This is a genomic window from Rhizobium sp. 01N424 (assembly GCF_056399485.1).
Genome location: NZ_JBFTRK010000021.1, coordinates 13,778 through 35,466 on the forward strand (window position 1 = coordinate 13,778; position 21,689 = coordinate 35,466).

Genomic DNA, 21,689 nt, shown 5'->3' on the forward strand with positions numbered 1-21,689 from the left:
ACATCCATGCGACTACTCGTTCTCGGAACGGGCGTGATGGCGAAAAACCAGCTCGACCACTTCACCCGCATTGACGGCGTGACGGTGGTCGGCGCTGTCGATACCGACACCGTCCGCCTTGCGGCATTCGCCGACAAGTTCAACATCGAAAAGCGTTTCCTGACCCTCGACGAAGCGATCGCCTGGGGCGAATTCGATGCGGCGACCAATGTGACGCCCGACAGAATCCACCACCCGACGACCATGGCGCTGATCGCCGCCGGAAAGCACGTCTTCTGCGAAAAGCCGCTGGCGGAGAATTATCCGAAGGCGCTGGAGATGACGGAGGCTGCGGAAGCCGCCGGCGTCATCAACATGGTGAACCTCACCTACCGCAATGTCGCGCCGCTGCAGCGCTCCCGCGAAATGGTGCTGGCTGGCGAGCTCGGCACTATCAAGCATGTCGAGGCGTCCTATCTGCAGAGCTGGCTGGTGTCGCGCGCCTGGGGCGACTGGCGCACGGAATCGACCTGGCTCTGGCGCCTTTCGACCGGCCACGGCTCGAACGGCGTGCTCGGCGATGTCGGCATCCACATTCTCGACTTCGCGGCCTATGGTGCGGCGACCGATATCGACCATGTCTTTGCCCGCCTGAAGACCTTCAACAAGGCGCCGGGCGGCCAGATCGGCGAATATATGCTCGATGCCAATGACAGTTTTACCATGTCGGTCGATTTCGCCAATGGCGCGCTCGGGGTCGTGCATGCCAGCCGCTGGGCGACCGGGCATCTGAATGAGCTGAAACTGCGTATCTACGGCGAGCGTGGCAGCCTCGAGGTCAATCACAATCCGAACGGCTCGTCGCTGCGCGGCTGCTTCGGAGACGATGTCGAGACGGCGACCTGGAAGGATATCGAGGTTCCCGCGGTTCCGACAAACTATCAGCGTTTCGCCGAAGCGGTGATGACCGGCGTCCAGCCGGATCCCAACTTCCGCCATGCCGCCAACCTGCAGAAGGTCATCGACCTCTCGGTCGTCACCGAGCGCGAGCGGCGGGAATTGAAGGTCTGATTTCCGCGCCACAAGCAAAAAAAGCCGCCCGGGTTGAGGGCGGCTTTTCTGTTTCCAGCTTAGGCCTTCGCGTTACTGGATCACCTGCACGACGCGGTGCGTCTCGGGCTCGACGATCACACGCTGGTTGTTGACTACCGTATAGGCGTATTTCGGGTTCTCCGGCACCGGAACGACTTGTACTTCGGCCGGCAGCGGCTTGCCGACGACGATCGGCTGCTGAACGATGACGGCCTGCGGCGGAGCGGGCTGGGCCTCGACATAGGTCACGACTTCGCGCGGCGGCGGATCGATCACGGCACCGGCGACGGCGCCTGCGACACCACCCACGGCAGCGCCGATCGGGCCGCCGACAATCGCACCTGTCACGGCACCACCGGCAGCGCCGGTGACCGCACCGTCAGCCAGCGCATTCGTGGCCAGGGACGACAGCGCCAGTGCGCTGGAGACAAGTAGAACCTTGTACATTGTATTTCTCCTTAGCTCGGTTTGCGGGGGAGAAACGGAGCATCCTATTTGTTGTTCCGCGCAGGGAGTCACGCTTTCCGTGCGGTGGTCATATGGCGTGAGGATCGGGATATGGGGGCCTAGTGCACCCGGTCGGTCTCCGGGGCCGGTACCGGGAAGACCGTGTCGAAGGGGAAGCGGCGGGCTTCGCCGTGGGGGGCGGGCTGCAGGGCGGCGGCCTTGCGGGCGCGCAGTTCCTCCTGGATGATCAGCTCCATGCCAAGCTTGAAATTGCGGGTGCTGAAGCGGGCGGCGTGGGCGCGGATGGCTTGCGGGTCGAACATCGCGGCCTGCGCCTCGAAGCTTTCCACGGCGTCGATGATGGCTTCCGGTGTCTGTTCGTTAAAGAGCATGCCGCTCAGGCCCGGCACCACCGTTTCAAGCGCGCCGCCGCTGCCGAAGGCGATGACCGGCCGGCCGCTGGCCATGGCTTCGACGGGAACGATGCCGAAATCCTCTTCGCCGGGGAAGATCAGGGCGCGGCAGCGGGCAAGTTTTTCCTTCATCACCGGGAAGGGCGTGCGGCCGAGGAAGGTGACGGTCGGGCCGGCAATCGCTTTCAGTGCCGCCAGCTCCTTGCCTTCGCCGATGACGACGAGGTTGCGGCCCATATTGGTGAAGGCGCGCACGGCAAGGTCGATGCGCTTGTAGGACACGAGCTGCCCGGCGCAGAGGTAGAAGTCGCCGATGTCGTCGGAGACGGCATAGTCGTCGACGGCAACGGGGGGGTGGATGACCGTCGCCGAGCGGCCGTAATATTTGCCGATACGCGCCTTGACGTGATGCGAGTTGGCGACGAAGCGGTCGACGCGCAGGCTGGTGCTGACATCCCAGGACCGGAGCAGCGGCGCCATGACGGGCAGCATCATGCGCGAGGCGAGACCGGCCCGGGCGCGATAGACATGATAGTGGTCCCAGATATAGCGCATCGGCGAATGGCAGTAGCAGACATGAGTCGAGTGCGGCGGGGCGATGATGCCCTTGGCGGGGCCTGACTCGCTGGAGATGATCAGGTCGTAGCCGCTGAGATCGAGGCTTTCGAGCGCAAAGGGCATCAGCGGCAGCAGCGACTGATAGTGCTTCACGGCGCCGGGGATCTTCTGCAGGAAGGAGGAGGTAACCTTGTGGCGCTTGATCGTTTCCGACATCCGGCTTTCATCATAGACAAGCGTGAAAATATCCGCGTCCGGATACATGTCGCAGAGCGCTTCGACGACCTTTTCGCCGCCGCGCATGGACACGAGCCAGTAATGTACGATCGCGACGCGCATAATTATCCCCTCAAGTGAAGCGGTGCCATCATCGTTGAGTTCGGTGGCGCGCCCTAGCGCCTTCATCGGCGCTGACCGGCGTCAATTGGGGGTAGGAGCCTAGCCGAAAGCCTTACGCGACCGGGAAACTGGCTCCTCGTGCAGAAGGCCGGATAGCAGGCACGCAAAAGAACCGGAGCGCGTTGGCGCTCCGGCTAGATCTTCGGAGGAATGGGAGATTATTGAGCGAACTCGCGGATCTTGTAGGCAACTTCCGTCCGGTTGGTCGCGTGCAGCTTCTTCATGATATTGCGAATATGCACTTTGACTGTGCTTTCGCAGAGGTTCATCTCGTAAGCGATGATCTTGTTCGACTTGCCGCGGCGAAGTGCATCCGCCACCGACATTTCGCGTGGCGTGAAGGAATGATCGCCGCATTTCGCTGCCGTCGTGCTTGAGGTGATCATCTCCTTGGCGGCGAGCAGACTGCTCGCCGGAACGAAAACGCCACCGGCACGGGCCAGAGCGATTGCCTCGGCGGCAACGCCGATGCCGATATTCGCGGGGATGTAGCCCTTGGCGCCACATTCCAGTGCCTTCAGCACCTGCTGGATTTCGTCGCCCTCTGCGCCGACGATGACAGGTACGGACGGAAATTTCTGCGCCAGCTTGGCAATCTTGTCGCTGACATCCGGTTCGGAGACATGCTTTCCGCCGATCATGTACAGAATCAGCGCCGGTTCGAACCGCATGCGCTTGCGCTGCCACTCCTCGATCGAGGTCGCAGTGATGACCTTGAGATCCTCATCGTATTCGGAAAGGCTTCTGGAAAGGCACTCGCTCTGCAGCGAGCGGGGATCCAGCAGCAGGACATAATCCATCAGCTCTTCCTGGGAATCTGCCCGGGAGGAAACCTGATAATGTCTCATGGAATCGGATGTGCGAAGAGAGATGAGGTGAGCTGTATCAGATCTGATCTGCTCACTCGATGTTGTTAGACCTTCCATTTCACGCCCCTACATTGGTTGAACTCAATACTAAACGTGTAAGAGAAGTAAGCCCGAGAATTATTACTTAGCACTAGGTGCTATGTCTGTTTGAATTCCATGGCTCCGGAATTGATCTCTTGTATGTAAATATGGAGGAAGCCAAATGAGGCGGCATTAACATAGGTTAATGTTCTGTTAAAATATCAGCGTCTGAAATAATTAGCCCAGAAATGGGCGACTAATTACTTTGAACTATCACTTTATCTCGGAATTATCTGCGGTTGTGTAGCGAGGTAACTATCGTCGAATTCAACAAGTTCTTCGAGCTTTCTACGATTGAGAAACTCGACGGTCCCGTTTCTAAACGACAGTAGTCCATTGACCCGAAGATCCTTCAGGACACGGTTGATATGCACCGTGGAGAGGCCGACGGCATCGCCGATATCGGATTGGGTCAGGGGGCACAGGAAGCCATCGAGGCCCGGCCGCTTGCGGTCCGGTCCGATGCGCGCTGCGAGCTCGAGAAGAAGGTGTCCCGTGCGGGCCAGCGCATCGCGGCGGCCGACATTGGCGAGGCGCTCGGACATGCGGGCATGACATCGCATCATCTCGGAGAGAATGATGTTCTGGCCGGTGTTGCTGTCGAGATAGCGGGCCAGAACATGGCCGCTCAGCTCATAGAATTGGACATGGGAAATGGCTTCGATCGTTTCCCGGGCGGTCGCTACCGATGGCGTCCAGATGATGTCGCCGGGAAGGATGAATTCGAGCACGACGCGGGTGCCGTTCGGCAGCGATTTGCAGGACACGGCCCAGCCGCTTACAAGAATAAGCAGCGCCGCCTTCCGGGCTTCGGGGTCGAATACAATATCGCCGTCGTCATACGCGCGGTGAGAACCGCCCGATAACGTGAATCTTTGCCCCTGTATTCTGACCAGCCCAAGATTTTCGTGGTCCGACCCTTCGTATATCGCCACGCCCCGCCTCCAGCAAACTTCGTGGTTTTATTTCCCCTTAGACACCTGTTAACCATTAAATATGAGCACATCGTAACATGAATATTTCATGTTGTCTCGGAATCGGGATTGTTGAAGAGGATAGATTTGCCGGAATGGTTATTTTCAATATTGGTGCAGAATAAATCTCATTTTTATACGTTATGTACCAATTTATTACGTTTTTTGGAGCGGGAAATCGTGTCTGGCCGGTTCAGCCCAAATAAAGTCGCGCACACATTCGTTAGTGCGGACCTGGTCGCAGTCACTTGTTCGTGATGGACCTCGGAAGAGAGCCCTTCCTGATCTGCGCGCATGACCATTGCGGCAATCCCGGCGGGGCTGGTTCCAGCGGCGGCGAAAGCGCCGGAGCGGTTCATTTCACGGAAGAAGCCCTCGACCTTGCCATCCCAGGCAAGGCCCACCGCCGGGATACGCATGGCGTGTGCGGCGATGCAGGCATGCAGCCTGTGGGCGGCGATGACACTGTTTTGCCTGAGGATCGCCAGCAGCTGCTGCGGATCGCGCGGGCGGTCGGCCAGACGCAGCGTCCCGGCGGTGCCGATACCGGCAGCCCTGCAGGACGACAGCACGGTTTCAGCCAGCTTCTGGTCTTCGCCGGCCCCATTCGAAAACAGGGTGACGCGGTAACCGGCGCCGGTCAGATGGCTGATGAGGTCGCGGTAATCGGAGACCGTGGTCAACGGAATGGAGAGCGCCGGGCGCGAAGCGTGTCGTGCCAGGATCTTCGGCTCGGTGACGCAGAGGCCGACGGATTTATGGACGGCAGGAAGATCCCCGGAAACGAGGCTTGCGGCGAGCAGGCCGGGGTCGGGCTCGATCTGCGGCACCGGGCCTGAGGGGAAATATTCCAGCCAGTTGCGATAGGCGAAGCCGTCGCGGACGGAGAGATGTGCAAGGCGGGTGTCCTGCAGCCGCCGGAACAGGCGTTTTGCCGGTTCTGACCAGTGCGGGCCGACGCCGACGGCATAGATGGCAAGGGGCTTTCCCTGCCGTGCAGCGCAATCGAGCAGCGTGCCGACCTTCAGCGGAAAGTTCAGGTCGTCGTCCTGAAACAGATTGCCGCCGCCGAGAATGACGGCATCGGCGGCCGCGATCTTCGCGTCCCAGATGCGGCTGCTTTCGCGCAACTGTTTGGCCAGTGCCTTCGTGACGACGGCGCGTCGCAGCCGTGCGGGGAGGTGGCGCAGGATATTGAGGATCAGGCTGCGGTTCCTGCTGGTGCCGACGGCGGTGCGGCCGGCCAGATCGAGCGTCTCGACCTCTATGCCTTCGGCGCGCAACGTGGTTTCGATGCAGTCGGCCAGCAGGCCGTCTCCAAGGTTCTCACTGTATTTGACGTTGAAGACGACGATTTTCATGAGTGAGCCTGTGCTGCGTCCTGGCTGCTTCGGAAGCGGAAGGCCGGTGCGGTCTGTGCCGGGCGGTTCAGCGCCCGCGGCAGCGTCAGGGCTGCGACGCTACCTGCGAGGATATAGAAGGTGAGGCCGAGATCGTAGACGGTGCCCGAGATGGTGGCCGTCACCAGCACCGCGAAGAAGCCCAGCTTGGCGGCGCGTACGGCGGCGATATCCTCCGGACGTTCGGCATCATGCTGCGGCAAGTGTGCCAGCACGACGGCGAGCGAGAAGATTACGAAGATCGCCGTCCCGGCAACGCCGAGGTTCGACAACAGCACGAGCACGAAGCTCGATGCGCGGGCGCTGCCCAGTCCGGCGCCGAAGCCATAGGTATTGACGAAGCTTTCGTAGGCGACCGAATTCCACATGAACCGCTCGCGGCCCGACTGGCTGTCGGCCTTTGAGAGGACCATTTCGTCGAGGAAGTCATGCAGGCCGGTGGCGAGATCGGGAAGCGCGACAACAACAATGACCGCCAGAAGCGGCAAGGCCGCAGCACCGAGGGTGATCGCCAGTGCGTGGCGGCCGCGGATCGCCCGGATCAGCAGGAACGGCATGATTGCCGCGACGCCGACGAGGGCGGTTGCCGATGTCGAGAGCAGCAGCGAGGTAAGCAGCGCCAGAGAGAGGATACCGGTGATCTTCTTGCGCACGCCATCCAGCCAGAGGCTGGAGACGGCGGCAAACAGCACCAGCGTATAGTCGGCAAAGGCGGATGCTTCCGGGAAGGTTCCGGAAATACGCTTCAGTCCGCCTTTTTCCGAGGCGGTCAGCAGCGCGTAGTTTGCGGTGTGCACGAAGCTCATCAACCATTCGGTATGCGAGTAATAGGTGATGATATCGGCGACGGCGAAGGAGAGGTCGACCACGGTCGTCACGATCAGCGCGGTAACCAGCGAGGTGGCGATGCCTTCGCGGCGGAACCAGGCAAAGGTGCAGGCAAAGCAGAGCAGCCCACCGACGGCATAGACTGACTGGGTGATATTGTTGGACGAGAAGCGCAGCGGCTGCAGCGCGATGAAGCTGCGCGCGCCGACCTGGCGCTCGACGATCATCGTCTCGGCCATGCCCTGGAACAGCCGCGGGAAGAAGACGGCGGTGACCAGCCCGAAGACTGTCAGCGCGAGGAGATAGAATCCGATCCTGGAGGGTGCAAAGGCTGCCAGGATCCGGCCTTCGCCGCAGCTCATCAGCACGCGGATGAAGAAGAAGACCAAGAAGAGATTGGGAACCAGAACAGATGCGCCGCCGAGACCCGACAGGTTGAAGGCGGCGGCAGAACCGAAGACGGTCGAAACGAAGATCAGCAGGAACGACCAGACCGGCGGCATGTAAAGTGCCGCCGCGCCCAATACCAACGTCAGAAATCCCATGATCTGAAAGTGCATGGAAGTCGTTGCCCAGCCCTATTTTCAGAAACAGTAGCATGCAGGAAAGCACCGCGTATTTACGCCCGCGGCTACTTCTTTCGGGCAGGGGCTCGGCCGAACGTGGTTCTTCACCCGGTTTCAGGGTCTGCCTATCGTTGCGCCATGTTCAATATATTCAAGACATCTCGCAACGAGCATTTGACCGGCGGGCGGCGTCCGTTGCTGCTGGCCATGTGCGCGGCTGCGCTCGCTGCAACCACGGCGGCACCGATCTTTGCAGACGACGCGGCGTCCGGCGATACGGGCGACGCTCTCGACCTCGACAAGATGAAGATCACCTTCGCCGACGAGTTCGACGATCTCAGCGTCTCGGCCTGGGGGCCGGGAACGCGCTGGATTGCGCATACGCCGTGGTCGGGAGATTTTGGCGGGGCGCGCTTTGCCAATCCCAAGGAGGGCTTCCCATTCACCATCGATGATGGTGTGCTGCGCATCGAGTCCTCGAAGGACGGCGAGGGCGAATGGCGATCGGGGCTGCTTGCCTCGGTTGATCCAAAAGGCAACGGCTTTGCGCAGCAATACGGCTATTTCGAAACGCGCGCCCAGCTGCCGACCGGTCCCGGTCTGTGGCCGGCCTTTTGGCTGATCGGCAAGGACCGCTCGAAATCGACGGCCGAGATCGACGTCATGGAATATTACGGCGACAAGCCGGACGGTTATTCGTCGACCGTGCATGTCTGGTACAAGACCGGCGAGCATTATTCGAAATTCTCGCGGATCAACGCCTTCCTGAAGGCCAAGCCCGGCGACTTCCATACCTATGGCGTAAAGATCGACCCGAAATACATCCGCATGTATTTCGACAGGAAACTGGTCTGGAAGACCGAGACGCGGCCCGAGCATCAACAGCCGATGTATGTGCTGCTCAACCTCGGTCTCGTCGATAATGTGACGAAAGCCAGTGCACCCGATCCGTCTCATATGTTCGTCGATTACGTGCATGTCTACGGGCTGCCCTGAGCGGCAGCTTGGATAACAGGTCAACAGCACCAGAAATGGATAGCGGGAGCGGCAGAGATGCCGCTCCCGCTGCGTTTTGCCACCAGCGGCAAACCTAATTCTTTCGGCTAGGTCCGGTGCGGCCGCCTAGCCCTTTGCGGCCACTCCTCTACACCCTCTACCGCCAGATGGCGCCGATTTCATCCCAATGATCATCTGGCGGAATCCCTGTGAAATGGGAAGGTCGGCTCACGGATGCCGCTCAGCAGACACCCGCCAGCGGGGTATGAAGGGGAAAAGGCGATGACGGGCCTTGCTTACACAGAAACGGCCGAGACGCAGGACATCGGCCACTACGACAGGGATCGCGGACTGCCGGCGATCGTCCGCGGCCATGCACTCAGAAATCCGGCCGCTACCGCGCTGGTTTTCGGCAACAGCCAGCTGAGCTATGGCGAGCTCGATACCATTTCGGATGCGCTCGCCGTCATGCTCCAGGAGCGCGGCGTGGTGCGCGGCGATGTCGTCGGGCTGCTGCTTCCCCGCAGCCTCGAAACCGTGGTCTGCATGCTGGCCATTCTCAAGGCAGGTGCCGCCTATCTGCCGCTCGATCCGGCCTATCCGGCCGAACACCTCGATTATGTCATTGCCGAATGCGCGCCGAAGATCGTCTTCGCCGAGACGTCCTCGGTTCCGAAGCTGGCGCTGATCCCGGGTCTCGAGACCAAGACGCTGGATGCCCGCGCGGCGATCGCCGACGCTTCGGCCGCGCGCCCTGCCGCTCAGCCGGCCGGCCAGCCCTGCGGCTGCGATGCCGCCTATGTCATGTTTACCTCCGGCTCGACCGGCCGGCCCAAGGGCGTCGTCGTCCCGCATCGCGGCCTCAGCAATCTGATCCTCGATCAGCGCCACAACATCCTCACCACCAAGGATGTGGTGCTGCATGCGCTGACGATCTCCTTCGATGCATCGATGCTGGAAATCTGGAGCGCGCTGCTGAACGGCTGCAAGCTGGTCGGCATGCTGGATGTCAATTTCTCGGTCAGCCGCCTCTGCGAGCTGATCGAAGAGCATGGCGTCACCTTCCACGCCTCGACGCCGGGTCTCTTCAATCTCATGGCCGACTACGGGCAGGAGCGCATGCAGTCGCTGCGCCATGTCATCTATGGCGGCGATGTCGGCTCGGTCACCCATTCGCTGCGCTTCATGCAGTCGCATCCGAACTGCCGCGTCTCGAATGTCTATGGACCGACCGAAGCGACTGTTCTCGTCACCGCCTATTCGATCCCTGCCGACTTCAAGGGCTCGGAATTGCCGATCGGCAAGGCGATCGCCCATACCGAGATCCGCATTCTCGACGACGAGCTCCGCGAAGTCGCCTACGGAACGGAAGGGCAGATCGCGATTGGCGGCGATGGTCTGGCGCTCGGCTATTTCAACCGCCCTGAGCTGACACGCGAGCGTTTCGTCATCGTCGATACGCGCGACGGCCCGGTGCGCTGCTATCTGACCGGCGATCTCGGCACGATGGACGCCGATGGGATGGTCTATTTCCGCGGCCGCCGCGACCGGCAGGTCAAGATCAACGGCAAGCGCATCGAGCTCGACGAGATCGAGACCGCGCTGCGCAGCGATACCAGGCTCGCTGAGGCGGCCGTTGTTTGCCAGGTGATGGGGCCGGAACTGAAGCAGATGATCGCCTATCTCTGCCCGCGCGAGGATCTGCGGGGCAGGGACCAGGAGCTGACGCGGGACGTGATGGCGGCTTTACGCGGCCGGCTGCCTGCCTTCATGATCCCGAATTCTATTGTCGTCATCGATGAGATGCCGCTCACCCGCTCCGGCAAGATCGACCGCTCGAAGCTGCTCGCACCGCCGCCCGAAGCCGTCCCCGGCAGTCTCGACCTGACCGCCAAGAGCGGCGGCGAGGCGATGCTGACGCGGCTGTGGCGCGAGGCGCTCGGCAACAAGCCGGTCGATGCCGACACCAATTTCTTCGATCTCGGCGGCACCTCGCTGCAGCTCATGCAGGTTCATGCGCGGATCGAGGCCGAACTCGGCCGGGCGATCCCGGTCGTCCTGCTCTTCAAACATTCGACGATCCGGGAACTGTCCCGGTTCCTGGACGGCAAACTCGACAGTTCGGCCCGGGGAACCGCCGCAGCCCAGCGCGCCGAGCAACAGCGCAACAATATGGCTCGCTTCCGGAGGAATACGAAATGATGGGGGATCGCGGGGGCGATGCTGACGAAGCCTTGCAGGATGCCGGGCAGATCGCAATTGTCGGGATGTCGGGACGGTTTCCAGGGGCCAAGAACGTCGATGCGTTGTGGCAGCTAGTAACATCCGGCCGGAATGCCTTTTCCAAATTGACGCCGGAAGAACTCGAGGATTCGTTCACGGACGAAGAGCGGGCTCTTCCGAATTTCGTTCCGGCACGGCCGAACCTGACCGATGTCGACATGTTTGATGCCGAGTTCTTTGGGATGTTTCCGAAGGAAGCCGCCGTTACCGACCCCCAGCACCGGATCTTCCTGGAAATCTGCTGGGAAGCGCTCGAGGATGCGGCCTATGATCCGGCCGCCTATGACGGCCTGATCGGCGTTTTTGCTGGCGCTTCGATGTCGACCTATCTGATCAACAACATTCTCCGCGACCGGGCGACGGCCGAGGAAATGACCTCGAACTACCAGATCGGCTTCTACCAGCAGATCGTTGGCTCGCTGAACGATGCGCTGGCGACACGCATCGCCTACAAGCTCGACCTGCATGGTCCGGCCTTCTCGCTGCAATCGGCCTGCTCGACCTCGCTACTCGCCGTATCCCAGGCCTGCCAGAACCTTCTGACCTATAGCTGCGACATGGCGCTGGCAGGTGGCGTGTCGATCACGCTGCCGCAGAAGCGAGGCTACATCTACCAGGAAGGCGGCATGGTATCCGCCGACGGCGTTTGCCGCCCGTTCGATGCCGATGCCACCGGCACCGTATTCGGCAGCGGCGCGGGCGTCGTGGTGCTGAAGCGTCTGGAAGATGCCCAGCGCGACGGCGACGACATCTACGCCGTCATCCGCGGCTATGCCGTCAACAATGATGGCTCGGAGAAGGTCGGCTTCACGGCACCGAGCATCGCCGGTCAGGCGAATGTCATCTCCTCAGCGATCGCCAATGCCGGTGTTGATCCGGAAACGATCGGCTATATCGAATGCCACGGCACGGCCACGCCGCTTGGCGATCCGATCGAATTCGGCGGCCTCAGCGAAGCCTTTTCCGGGATTGCCGGGCACCGGCGCAATGTCGCGCTCGGATCGGTCAAGGGAACGGTCGGCCATCTCGATGCGGCAGCCGGTGTCTGCGGCCTGATCAAGACGGCTCTGGCGCTGAAGAATGCCAAGATCCCGGCGATGCCGAATTTCCGGGCGCCGAACCCGCGCATCGATCTTGCCAACAGCCCGTTCTATATTCTGAGCGAGACGGCTGACTGGCCGGTCTCCGAGACGCCGCGCCGCGCCGGTGTCAGCGCCTTCGGCGTCGGCGGCACCAATGTTCACGTCGTCCTGCAGGAAGCCCCGGTTGCCGAGACGGTGCCGGCGGAGGGACCTTTCATCATCCCGCTTTCGGCCCGTTCGCCGGAGGCGCTTTCGGCGATGCGCGGCAAGCTGCACGCGCATCTTGAAACCCACCCGGACACGGCGCTCGCCGATGTCGCCCACACGCTGCAGAGCGGCCGCCGCACTTTCAATCACCGCAGCGCTTTCGCTGCCGGCAGCCGCGACGATGCGATCGAGCGGCTGAAGTCGGAACGCTATACCTCGATGGTAGCCGAAGACACGGCACCGCCGATAGCCTTCATGTTTCCGGGGCAGGGTGCGCAATATGTCGGCATGGGTGCAGCGCTCTATAGCCGCGAGCCCGAATTCACCCGCTGGATCGACCGCGGCGCCGAGCTGTTGAAGATGTCGCTGAATGCGGATCTGCGCGAATATATCTGCCATTCCGGTGCGGTGACGCAGGCGATGATGGACGAGCAGCGCGAGACGCAGATCGCCCAGCCTTGCCTTTATCTCGTCGAACATGCGCTGGCCCGCCTCTGGATGAGCCGCGGCGTGCGCCCCTTCGCGATGATCGGCCACAGCGTCGGCGAGTTCGTCGCCGCAACGCTTGCCAACGTCATCTCCTTCGAGGACGGCCTTCGCCTGGTCGCCACCCGCGGGCGACTGATGCAGAACCAGCCGCATGGCGCCATGGTTTCGGTCCGCTCCGATGTCGATACGGTCTCGGCCTATCTTCGCGAAGGCGTCGAGATCGCTGCCGTCAATGCGCCGAAGCTCTGCGTCATCTCCGGCACCTTCACAGCCGTCGATGCCGTCTGCGCCTCGCTCGACGGGGCTGGGATCGCCTATAGCCGCCTTCACACCTCGCATGCCTTCCATTCGGCGATGATGGACAATGCCGCCGATGCGCTGCGTGACGAGACGGCGCGGGTGACCTACGGCACGGCGACRCTGCCTTACATCTCCTGCGTCACCGGCGACTGGCAGACCGGCGAACGCGGTACGTCCCCGGACTATTGGGCACGCCACTGCCGCGAAACAGTTCGTTTCTCGGCCGGTCTCGAAACGCTGTGCCGCGGCGTCAAGCCGGTGCTGATGGAAATCGGCCCCGGCCGGGCGCTCTCGACCTTCGCATCGCAGACGCTGCCAAAGGAAGGCGTTGCGACGATCATCCAGTCGCTGCCGGAACATGACCGCGCCGACGCTGCAGCCGAAACGCTCGGCGAAGCCGTCGGCAAGCTCTGGATGGCCGGCTGCAATATCGACTGGCAGGCATGGTCGCATGGCGGCAGCAAAACGCACCTGCCGACTTATCCCTTCCAGCGCAAGCGCCATTGGGTCGATGCGCCTCCTTCCACACGGCGGGCAGCAACAACTGCCCCCGTACAAGCCCAACCAGCAACCGTATCAGCCCCCGCTGCGGTGACGGCATCCGTCGCCGGAGTTCAAGAACTGCAAACGCAACCTACCGGTGAGAGTAAATCCATGACCGTTTCTTCCGTTGTCGATCGTGTTCCTGTTCTCGAAGCCTCGCTGCTTCGGATTTTGAGCGACATCTCGGGTGAGTCGCTCAGTGCGAACGAGACTGCTGCGACCTTCCTCGAACTTGGCTTCGATTCACTGCTGATCGGCCAGTTCGCTCAGAAGGTGGAGCGCGAATACAAGGTCAAGATCTCGTTCCGCGAGTTGCTGAGCAACATCCCGTCGATCGCCGATCTTGCCCGCCATCTGGACCGCGAAATGCCGGCGCAGGCCGCACCTGTTGCCGCTGTTGCTGCAGCCCCCGCCGCAGTAGCCGCACCGGCACCGGTTCAGGCTGCCGCACAGCCGGTGATGATCAGCGCTCCGCCGCTTGCCAATCCGCTCTCTGCCGCACCCGGTACCCTCGAAGCTCTGATGCAGTCCCAGCTGCAGGTGATGCAGTCGCTGTTTGCGCAGCAGATGAGCCTGATGCAGGGCGGCACGGCGCTGGCCGCACCCGCGCCGGTCCAGAGTTTCGCGCCGGCCGCTGCCGCAGCACCACAGCCGGTCGAGGCCGCCCCGGCGCCTTCATCTGCACCCGCTGGCGAAGCCGCGCCCGCCGATGCACCGGTGGAATCCCGGCGCATGAAGCTCTACAAGCCGGGCACGAAGAGCACCGTCAACGAGCTCTCGCCCGAGAAGCGCCAGTTCATCACCGATCTGATCGCGGCATACGAAACCAAGACGCGCCGCTCCAAGTCTTCGACCGCCCGCTACCGCCGCCGTCTCGCCGATCCGCGCACCGCCTCCGGCTTCCGTCCGGAATGGAAGGAAATGGTGTTCCCACTGGTCTGCGACCGCTCCAAGGGTTCGCGCATATGGGATATCGACGGCAACGAATATATCGATCTGGTCAACGGCTTCGGCCAGACGGCCTTCGGTCATGCCCCTGATTTCGTCGTCCGCGCCGTCAAGGACCAGGCCGACGATGGCTTTGCGATCGGACCGCAGACGCCGCTTGCCGGCGAAGTGGCCGACATGATCGCCACACTGACCGGCCATGAGCGCGTCACCTTCTGCAATACCGGCTCGGAAGCGGTGATGGCGGCCATGCGTCTTGCCAGAGCGGTCACCGGCCGCGACAAGATCGTGGTGTTCTCGAATGACTATCATGGCCAGTTCGATGAAGTGCTGGTCAAGGGCCGCAACCGCGCCGACAATCCGACGGCAATTCCGGTTGCCTCGGGCATTCCGGCGGCGTCGGTTTCGAACATGATCGTGCTGCGCTACGGCGCCGCCGAGAGCCTCGAATATATCCGCTCCAACGCAGACGATATCGCTGCCGTCATCATCGAGCCGGTGCAGAGCCGTCATCCGGAACTTCGTCCGGTCGAGTTCGTCCGCTCGCTTCGCCAGATCGCCACCGATGCCGAATTCGCGCTTGTCTTCGACGAAGTCGTCACCGGCTTCCGCGTCGATCCGGGCGGCATGCAGGCCATCTGGGGCATCAAGGGCGACATGGCCACCTATGGCAAGGTCATCGGCGGCGGCATGCCGATCGGTATCCTGACCGGCAGCAGCCGCTTCATGGACGCGCTCGACGGCGGCAACTGGAATTATGGCGATGACTCGGTTCCGATGACGGCACCGACCTTCTTCGCCGGCACCTTCGTCCGCCATCCTCTGGTTCTGGCCGCCATGCGTGCGGTCATCGACCATATCAAGGGCGACGGTGCCATTCTTTATGATTGGGTTGCCGAACGCACCCAGGCGCTGATCGCCGAAATGAACGCCGACCTTGCCAAGCGCGGCATCGGCATTGTCATCCAGGGCTACAAGAGCTGGTTCATCACCGATTTCGGCAGCGAGGATCCACTTGGCTCGCTGATCTACGCCCATATGCGCCTCAACGGCATCCATATCCAGGAGGGTTATCCCTGCTTCCTGACCACGGCGCATGTCGAAGAGGACTTCAACGCGATTGCCGCCGCCTTCCGCAAGAGCCTCGATGCCCTGCAGGGTGTCGGCATCCTAGCGCCGGCGGAGCGCAAGACCAACGGCGCTTCCAACCCGTTCTACAAGTCGGAGACCGAAAGCCAGCCGAAGCTGCAGTCCGCACCGCTGACGGAAGCGCAGAAGGAAGTCTGGCTCGCCGCCCAGGCCGGTGACGAAGCCTCCTGCGCATTCAACGAATCCTTCCTGCTGACGCTGGAAGGCGAGTTCGGCCATGCGATCTTCCAGCAGGCGGTCGATCGTGTCACGGCACGCCATGACGCGCTCAGCATCCGCTTTGCCCGCAGCGGCGAAAGCTTCGAATTCATCCCGAACTTCCGCCTCGAAGTGCCGCTGATCGACATGTCCGGCGACAGCGATCCGGACGCGCGGCTGCAGGAAATTCTCGACGGCGAGGCGCGCACGCCCTTCGATCTGGTCGAGGGCTATCTTGCCCGGGCCGCCATCATCAAGCTGGCCAAGGAGAAGCATGTCTTCGTCTTCACCGGCCACCACATCATCTGCGACGGCTGGTCGCTGAATATCTTCGTCGGCGAGCTGTCGACCGTCTATTCGGCAATCAAGGAAGGCACGGACGTGGCTCTGCCGAAGGCTATGTCCTTCGCCACTTATGCGACGCAATATGCGCCGACCACGGAAAGCTCGGCTGCGACCGAAGCCTTCTGGCTTGATCAGTTCAAGTCCATTCCGGGCCTGCCGGAACTGCCGCTCGACCGTCCGCGCCAGGAACCGCGCACCTTTGCTGGTGGCACCTGCACCGGCTTCATCAACACCAAGCACTACAAGGCGTTGAAGAAGGCCGGGGCGAAGTCGGGGGCGACATTGTTCTCGACGCTGCTTGCCACGCTGCAGGTCATGGTCTCCCGCCTGTCGGGCGAGCAGGATATCGTCATCGCTATCCCATCCGCGGGCCAGACGCTTGCCGGCGACGACGTGCTCTTCGGCCATTGCGTCAATCTTCTGCCGCTTCGCCAGACCGTCGATGCGCATGAAAGCTTCCTGACGCATCTGAAGGCCACCCAGCAGCTGGTGTTCCAGGCTTTCGAAAACCAGGGCTATACCTACGGCACACTGGTCCGGAAGCTCGGCGTCAAGCGTGACGCACGCCGCCTGCCGCTCACTGAAATCCAGTTCAACCTGGAACGTGTTGCCGGCGGCGAGAGCTTCGGCGATCTGAAGGCGCAGATGGCGCCGAATGCCAAGGCCTTCTCCAACTTCGACCTGTTCTTCAACATGATCGAAGGCCGCGAGGGTGTCCGCATCGACGTCGACTACAATGCCGATGTCTTCGACCGCGAAACGGTCGAGCGCTGGATCGGTCATTTCGATACGATGGTCAGTGCGCTGGCCGACGATCTCACGCTGTCGATCGAGAACGTGCCGATGCTGACGGCGGCCGAACGCTCCTGGCTGATCGGCGGGCTCAACGACACGGCCGCGCCCTACGACCAGGAAGAGCTCGCTGTCTCGCTGTTTGCCAAGCGCGCTGCCGAGCAGCCCGATGCAACGGCGGTCCAGTATGGCGCCGAGACGATCAGCTACCGCGACCTTGAGGCCCGCTCAAACGCCCTGGCGCTGGATATCCAGATGGCTGTTCCGCAGCCCGGCCAGCGGGTGGCGCTGCTCTGCGAACGCTCGATCGGCATGGTCGTGGCCCTGCTTGCCATTATGAAATCGGGACATGCCTATGTACCGATGGATCCCGGCCATCCCGTCGAGCGCCTGCGCCAGACGATCGATGCAGCCCGGATCGGCGGCATGGTCTGCGACAGCGACGAGCTGGCGGCTCTGGCATCCGGTGTCCCGGTCATCCGCCTCGACAAGCCGCAGACTGCGTCTATGACGGAGGCGGTCCTAAAAAACTCCGTTGAGGCCGGCGCGGCCGCCTATGTGATCTTCACATCGGGTTCGACCGGCGTGCCGAAGGGCGTCGAAGTCTCGCATGGCGCTCTGGTCAACTTCCTCTTGTCGATGCAGCGCGAGCCTGGCTTCACGGCCGATGACAGCATCGTTGCCGTTACGACGATCTCCTTCGATATCGCGGCGCTGGAGCTCTACCTGCCGTTGATTTCGGGCGGCAAGGTCATCATCGCCGATCGCCAGACGGTTCAGGACGGCTTTGCGCTGGTCGATCTCGTCAACAAGAGCGGCGCGAATGTTCTGCAGGCAACGCCAACCCTCTGGCAGATGCTTGTCGAGGCCGGGCTGAAGAACAAGCCTGCTCTCAAGATGCTTTGCGGTGGCGAACCGCTGCCGAAGGATCTGGCGAAGTCGCTGCTGTCGATCGGCGGTGAGCTCTGGAACATGTACGGCCCGACTGAAACCACCATCTGGTCGTCCGTCCAACAGGTCACCGATGCGGCAAAGCCGATCACCATCGGCCATCCGATCGCCAATACGCAGCTCTACATCCTCGACGATACCGACCAGATCGCACCGATCGGGGTTACCGGTGAGCTCTGCATCGGCGGCGACGGTCTGGCGAACGGCTACTTTGACCGTCTCGACCTGACCGAGAAAGCCTTTGTCCCGGTCGCCTTCGATCAGGGCAAGCCACAGCGTCTCTACAAGACGGGGGATGTCGGCAGGCGTCTGGTGGATGGTTCGCTGCAGCTGCTCGGCCGCCGCGACCAGCAGGTCAAGCTGCGTGGCTTCCGCATCGAGCTCGGCGACATCGAATCCGTCGTCGGCCAGGTCCCGGGGGTTGCGCAATGCGCGGTGGTGGTTGCCGAGAACGACAAGGGCGACAAGTCGCTGGTTGCCTATGTGGTGCCGGCAGCAGGTGCAGGCGAGCCGTCGCCGGCAGAGCTTGCAGCCCATGCCAAGGCCAAGCTGCCGGGCTACATGGTGCCGTCCTTCTGGGTGCCCGAAGCCCAGCTGCCGCAGACGGCCAACGGCAAGCTCGACCGCAAGACCTTGAAGCTGCGTGGCGTGCCGAAGCGTGAGGCGCAGATCATCACCGTGCAGCCGCGCACCGAGATGGAGCGCAAGCTGCTCGCCATCTGGCAGGATGTTCTCAACCTTCCGGATGTCGGCGTCGAGGACAACCTCTATGCGCTCGGCACCGACTCGCTCGCCATCTTCCGCATTGCGGCCCGCATGCTGGATGCCGGCCTGCCGCTTGAAGCCAAGCACCTGCTGCGCCACCCGTCGATCGCCGAACTTGCGGCCTTCGCCGAGCAGCAGGACGTGATGAGCCAGACGGCGGCGCAGTACCACGTCCCTTCACTGAAGGATTTCCGTAATGGCGCACGCCGCGGCTTGGGGAGAGCATGATGAGCGCATTCGAAAAGACACCTGCGCAGCCTGAGGACGGCCAGCAGATCATCGGTGAGTTTCCGTGCACGCAAACGCAGCTGCGCTGCTGGATCCTGAACCAGCTCAATCCCGGCAATCCGGGGCTGAACGTCGCGGTGCGCTGGGAAATCCGCGGCAACTTCAAGGCGGCAACACTGGAAGCGGCGTTCCGCAAGATCATCCAGCGCCATGAAGTGCTGCGCACCAGGATCGTCGAAAAGGACGGCCGTCCCTATCAGCAGGTCGTCGACAGCGTCGACTTCAAGATGCCTGTGATCGATCTGCGCAACATGCCGCCGGAAACCCGCAAGAGCCGCGTGCCGTCGATTGGCGAGGAAACCGCGCGGGTGCCCTTCGATCTCAGCAAGGCGGGGCTCTTCCGCGTCACCCTGCTAATGATGGAAAATGATGTCGGCGTTCTCCTGATCACTGCACATCAGAGCTGCTTCGACGGCTGGTCGATCCGTGTGCTCGGCCGCGAACTGGGCGAGATCGCCTCGGCGATCGATGCCGGACGCCAGCCCGACGTGCCGGAGCTTGCCCTGCAATATGGCGACTACGCGCTGTGGCAGACCGAATATCTGGCGAGCTACGGCTTCGAGACGGAAAGCACCTTCTGGCGTGAAAAGCTGACGGATGCGCCGTATTTCGAAGTCTCTCCCGACCGGCCGCGTGGTCCGGTCAAGACCACCAGCGCCGACCTGATCTCGGTCCTGCAGCCGATGGATTTCGGCGACAAGATCGATGCCGCTGCCCGCAAGGCGCGCGTCTCGCTCTACAGCTACGGCACCGCCGTCATCAGCGCCATGCTGCAGCGGCTGACTGGGGAAAACTGCGTGCTGTTCGGCTCGAACGTCGCGGGACGCGAGGATACCGACCTCGAAAACCTGATCGGCGTCTTCATCAACACGCTGGTCCTGAAATACGACATGGGCGGCGATCCGACCTTCGCCGAACATATCCGTTCGTCGAACGAGATGCTGGAAGGGGTTCTCAACCACCAGCGCATGCCGTTCAACGAACTGGTCGGGATGATCAATCCGCCGCGCGATCCGTCGCGCAATCCGCTGATCTCGGTCAATTTCAACCTGTCCAAGGCTTTCCTCGAAGACCGCCGCTATGGCGAATTCGAGTTGATCAGTGCTCCGTCGCAATCGCCCGGGGTCATCTACGATCTGAGCTTCATGATGGTCGGCCGTCCAAGCGGCTGGCGCATGTCGATCGAATACAACACCGATCTTTTCGACAAGGAAACCATCGAGCTCTTCCTGCGCTATTGGAAGGACACCTACGATGCGGTGCTTGCCAATCCCGACATGCCGCTTTCGGCACTGACGGTGCCGCGCCGCGGGGCTGCTCCGGTTGCGGTTCACCGCTTCGATCCGCATGATGTCGAGGGCGTGCTGCGCGCGCATCCTTCCGTCGGCGAGGCTGCCGTCGTTTCCGGTGGCGGGCAGATCGGCTCGCAGGCGTTCGTCGTTCCGTCGCTGAGCTGCGAGGATGCGCTGGACCGGCTGCCCGCGATCCTGATGCGCCATCTCGAAGCGCATGTCCCCGGCGACAAGCTGCCGAAGGAAATCAGCGTGCTGATGCGGCTTCCGAAGTCGGCCGATGGATCGATCGACCGTTCTGCGGTGCGTCTGCCGGCGTTCGCTCCGGCAAAGGCTGTCCAGGCCGTTGCCACCGCTGGCGCCGCCATGAAGGCTGATCCGGAAAAGATGGCGGCGGTTGCCGCCCTCTGGAAGCAGATCCTCAATGTTCCCGCAGTGACGCCTGAGAGCGATTTCTTCGCGCTTGGCGGTCATTCGCTGCTGGCGCTGCGGATGCTTGCTGCCGTGCGCGAAAAGTTCAACGAAAAGCCGAACCTCGAGCTGCTGTTCCGCGAACCGACGCTCGAGCGGTTCACCGCATCGGTGTTCGGCGTCTCGACGGCGCCTGTGAAGGCAGAGGTTCAAGCTCCTGAAAATCCCTGGGAAATGATCACCTGCAAGCCGGGAACGGGAACGGAAGCGGTCTATACGCTGAATCACCCGTTCCTCTACTACCGGCTGGCAAGCGAGCTGCCGGAAACGGTCGCGGTCTACAACGTCAACATGTTCAACGCGCGGCTCAATGATGCGCTGGAAAGCAAGTCGTTCGAAGAGATTGCCGCCCTTGCCATCGACGCGATGCAGATCCCGCCGCAGGTCACCTCGGTTTCCATCGTCGGCCTCTGCGTCAACGGCGTTCTCGCCTTCGAGATCGCCAGGCAGCTGCGTGAAGCGGGCAAGAACGTGCAGTTCACGGCAATGATCGACGCTTGGGCGCCGGGCTATTTCCGCTCGCAGCCGAAGTTCCGCCAGAAGCGCTGGACGATGGAGCGGCGCGTCAAGCGGTCGATCTACTTCACACAGAAAGTGCTCGGTGGCCGCATGCCTGTCATCGATTACCTGAAGGAGTTCAACGTCACGCTCGGCCTGCTGCGACTCTTCGGCGTCCGCAAGGGCGAATATTCGCCGGAGGAAGTCGCCAATGAGGCGGTGACCGGCCTGCTGGTCCGTGCGTCCAGGCAGTACAAGCCGGCGCAGACGCAGGATCCGTCGATCGTCTTCCTGCGCAGCCAGGCACATCACCCGCGCGCCCGCAAGTTGCGGTTCGGCTGGGGCGAGGCGGTTGCCAAGGATACGGCCTGTGTCGATCTCAGCGGCTGGCATGAGGACTCGCTCAGCAGTGACGGCATCCGTGAACTGGCCTCGGCAATATCGAGGAAACTGCAGTCAGCAGATCAGAAATGACCCGCAACCCGT

The 21,689-nt window shown here is 62.1% G+C and carries 11 protein-coding genes; 5 read left to right on the plus strand and 6 right to left on the minus strand.

Features of this window, described 5'->3' with window-relative positions; translation table 11 throughout:
- Window positions 1–6: 6 nt before the first annotated feature.
- Window positions 7–1,050, plus strand: a complete 1,044-nt coding sequence (locus AC1DNK_RS28800) for a Gfo/Idh/MocA family protein (protein ID WP_477944571.1) — start codon at window positions 7–9, stop codon at window positions 1,048–1,050.
- A gap of 72 nt (window positions 1,051–1,122) precedes the next feature.
- Here the strand turns inward: AC1DNK_RS28800 and AC1DNK_RS28805 are convergent, their stop codons facing one another.
- From AC1DNK_RS28805 to AC1DNK_RS28830, 6 genes are all read right to left on the minus strand, one after another.
- Window positions 1,123–1,518: a DUF1236 domain-containing protein gene (locus AC1DNK_RS28805; protein ID WP_310294067.1), complete on the minus strand. Its 396-nt coding sequence runs from the start codon at window positions 1,516–1,518 to the stop codon at window positions 1,123–1,125.
- Window positions 1,519–1,637: 119 nt separating this feature from the next.
- The gene (locus AC1DNK_RS28810; RefSeq protein WP_477944573.1) at window positions 1,638–2,828 is read right to left on the minus strand and encodes a glycosyltransferase; all 1,191 of its coding nucleotides are present in this window, start codon (window positions 2,826–2,828) and stop codon (window positions 1,638–1,640) included.
- 218 nt (window positions 2,829–3,046) lie between these two features.
- On the minus strand, window positions 3,047–3,688 hold the full coding sequence (locus AC1DNK_RS28815) for a response regulator transcription factor (protein ID WP_310294071.1): 642 nt from the start codon (window positions 3,686–3,688) through the stop codon (window positions 3,047–3,049).
- A gap of 368 nt (window positions 3,689–4,056) precedes the next feature.
- Window positions 4,057–4,773, minus strand: coding sequence for a helix-turn-helix domain-containing protein (locus AC1DNK_RS28820; protein WP_310294072.1), 717 nt, complete (start codon window positions 4,771–4,773; stop codon window positions 4,057–4,059).
- A gap of 173 nt (window positions 4,774–4,946) precedes the next feature.
- Window positions 4,947–6,173 (minus strand): polysaccharide pyruvyl transferase family protein, encoded by a 1,227-nt coding sequence (locus AC1DNK_RS28825; RefSeq protein ID WP_477944576.1) that lies wholly within the window; start codon window positions 6,171–6,173, stop codon window positions 4,947–4,949.
- On the minus strand, window positions 6,170–7,600 hold the full coding sequence (locus AC1DNK_RS28830) for a hypothetical protein (protein ID WP_477944578.1): 1,431 nt from the start codon (window positions 7,598–7,600) through the stop codon (window positions 6,170–6,172). Before AC1DNK_RS28830 ends, AC1DNK_RS28825 begins: the two co-directional genes overlap by 4 nt.
- A 144-nt stretch (window positions 7,601–7,744) precedes the next feature.
- On the opposite strand from AC1DNK_RS28830, the gene AC1DNK_RS28835 reads away from it, so the two are divergent.
- The 4 genes from AC1DNK_RS28835 (at window position 7,745) to AC1DNK_RS28850 (ending at window position 21,677) form a co-directional block, all read left to right on the plus strand.
- A complete protein-coding gene (locus AC1DNK_RS28835) occupies window positions 7,745–8,602 on the plus strand; it encodes a glycoside hydrolase family 16 protein (RefSeq protein ID WP_477944580.1) in 858 nt (285 codons plus the stop codon).
- Window positions 8,603–8,884: 282 nt separating this feature from the next.
- Complete coding sequence (locus AC1DNK_RS28840) at window positions 8,885–10,804, plus strand: non-ribosomal peptide synthetase (protein ID WP_477944582.1); 1,920 nt, start codon at window positions 8,885–8,887, stop codon at window positions 10,802–10,804.
- A complete protein-coding gene (locus AC1DNK_RS28845) occupies window positions 10,801–18,882 on the plus strand; it encodes an amino acid adenylation domain-containing protein (RefSeq protein WP_477944584.1) in 8,082 nt (2,693 codons plus the stop codon). The genes AC1DNK_RS28840 and AC1DNK_RS28845 overlap by 4 nt, the downstream gene beginning before the upstream one ends.
- Window positions 18,879–21,677 (plus strand): condensation domain-containing protein, encoded by a 2,799-nt coding sequence (locus tag AC1DNK_RS28850; RefSeq protein ID WP_477944586.1) that lies wholly within the window; start codon window positions 18,879–18,881, stop codon window positions 21,675–21,677. The genes AC1DNK_RS28845 and AC1DNK_RS28850 overlap by 4 nt, the downstream gene beginning before the upstream one ends.
- The last annotated feature ends 12 nt before the right edge of the window (window positions 21,678–21,689 follow it).

Coding starts and splice junctions, on each gene's coding strand:
- AC1DNK_RS28800 (WP_477944571.1), top strand. CDS start 7: ATGCGACTACTCGTTCTCGGAACGGGCGTGATGGCGAAAAACCAGCTC.
- AC1DNK_RS28805 (WP_310294067.1), bottom strand. CDS start 1,518: ATGTACAAGGTTCTACTTGTCTCCAGCGCACTGGCGCTGTCGTCCCTG.
- AC1DNK_RS28810 (WP_477944573.1), bottom strand. CDS start 2,828: ATGCGCGTCGCGATCGTACATTACTGGCTCGTGTCCATGCGCGGCGGC.
- AC1DNK_RS28815 (WP_310294071.1), bottom strand. CDS start 3,688: ATGGATTATGTCCTGCTGCTGGATCCCCGCTCGCTGCAGAGCGAGTGC.
- AC1DNK_RS28825 (WP_477944576.1), bottom strand. CDS start 6,173: ATGAAAATCGTCGTCTTCAACGTCAAATACAGTGAGAACCTTGGAGAC.
- AC1DNK_RS28830 (WP_477944578.1), bottom strand. CDS start 7,600: ATGCACTTTCAGATCATGGGATTTCTGACGTTGGTATTGGGCGCGGCG.
- AC1DNK_RS28835 (WP_477944580.1), top strand. CDS start 7,745: ATGTTCAATATATTCAAGACATCTCGCAACGAGCATTTGACCGGCGGG.
- AC1DNK_RS28840 (WP_477944582.1), top strand. CDS start 8,885: ATGACGGGCCTTGCTTACACAGAAACGGCCGAGACGCAGGACATCGGC.
- AC1DNK_RS28850 (WP_477944586.1), top strand. CDS start 18,879: ATGATGAGCGCATTCGAAAAGACACCTGCGCAGCCTGAGGACGGCCAG.